Genomic DNA, 1,688 nt, shown 5'->3' with positions numbered 1-1,688 from the left:
CGCGACCACTTAGATATTTTTTGCATTTAATAATCTCTTTGAGTGATTTGGATGATGCCCGAACAACCAAAGAATCGGCAAAGGCAAACTACAATGCGATGAGAAACCGTTTGGAAGAAGCACAATTAAAACTCAGTTATACAAAACTAAGAGCACCCATTAACGGTTCCATTTCCGATTTAAATATCCAAAAAGGGGAAAATATCACTCCTGCACTCAATGTTGCATCGATTAGTTCAACGAAAAGTATAGAGGTCCCTATAAGTGTTCCGGGTTCACTTATAAGCCATGTAAAAGAGAAACAGCAGTGTATTGTACGTTTTGATGCTTTAAAAAATAAAAAATACAAAGCGGAAGTTGTAGAGGTAAGTCATGCTTCAAGCCAAAGAACCACCACATTTCCTGTTGTGGTTCGACTTGTAAAATCTTCCAAACGGATCCACCCCGGTATGTCGGCAACGGTACAGTTTAATTTTCATAACGATGTGGGGGAAAATACATTTGTTGTTCCTTTGCACGCTTTGATGGAGGATGAAAAAGGGTTTTATCTCTATATTGTAGATAGTATTGTCAATAATGTAGGGTTGATTAAACGGCGTGATGTTACAAGGGGAGAGTTGACCACAAGCGGCGTTATTATCACCAATGGTGTCAGTAAAGGGATGTTTGTCTTGACTGCCGGTATGAGCCGTGTTCATGAAAATCAAAAAGTAAGAGTAGAGAAGTGAAAAGTTATATAGAGCTTATTTTAGAAAAAAACCGTGTAACAATGACGATTTTACTCTTTTTTATTATAGGGGGTGTTATTGCATACCATACTATGCCGCGTGCTAAAGACCCCAACTTCTCGATCCGTTCTGCGGTGGTTACAACCATTTTTGCAGGAGCAACCCCAAGCCGTATAGAATCTCTTGTTACAATCCCCATAGAGAGACAACTGCGTCAGGTTAATGAGATTAAGCATATGAAATCTGTTTCTAAAAACGGCATCTCAACCATCTATGTGGATATTGACCAAAAGTACAATAATCTGGATGGTATTTGGGATAAAATCAGAAAAAAGATAGAACAAACCGATCTGCCGCAGGAGGTAAAAAAACCAAAACTTGATGAAAACTACAATGAGGTTTTTGGAACGCTTATCAACATCATAGGGGAAGGGTTTAGTTATGCAGAACTTGAAAAGATTGCCAATGATGTTAAAGAGGAGCTTTTAAGTATAGATGATGTTGGAAATGTCAATATCATCGGTTTGCAAAAACAGCATATTTATATAGAGTTTACCAACTCCAAACTCGCAGAACTTGGACTCTCTCCCGCTGCATTGAGTAAAACAATTCAGGAGAGAAATATTATCACTCCAGGTGGCGCTATAACCATAGGACCCCAAAGACTTATACTGGAGCCTACAGGAAATATTAAAAGTGTTGAGGAGCTTGGGCAGACCATTGTTCCACTTCCGGGGCGCCGTGATGTTGTGTATCTTAAAGATATTGTCTCTATACATGAGGGGTACAGTGACCCCAAAGACCCCCTTACAAGAGCAAACGGTGAGGAGAGTCTGCTTCTTGCCATATCGGTTGCCGATGATGGCAATATTATTACACTCGGGCAGAAAATAAAAGAGAAACTTGATAGTTTGAGGGATGTATATCCTATTGGTGTAGAGTTTACTTTGGCATTTGATG

The 1,688-nt window shown here is 39.4% G+C and carries 2 protein-coding genes; both read left to right on the top strand.

What is annotated here, in order from left to right; translation table 11 throughout:
• The coding region (locus AC30RD_RS09035; RefSeq protein WP_489494197.1) for an efflux RND transporter periplasmic adaptor subunit at nucleotides 1-728 on the top strand (728 nt) is incomplete at its 5' end.
• The coding region (locus AC30RD_RS09030; protein ID WP_489494196.1) for an efflux RND transporter permease subunit at nucleotides 725-1,688 on the top strand (964 nt) is incomplete at its 3' end. The genes AC30RD_RS09035 and AC30RD_RS09030, both read left to right, overlap by 4 nt.

It is taken from the genome of Nitrosophilus sp., assembly GCF_982775275.1.
The sequence above is the reverse complement of the archived record's forward strand: the minus strand, read 5'-3'. Positions and strand labels throughout refer to the sequence as shown.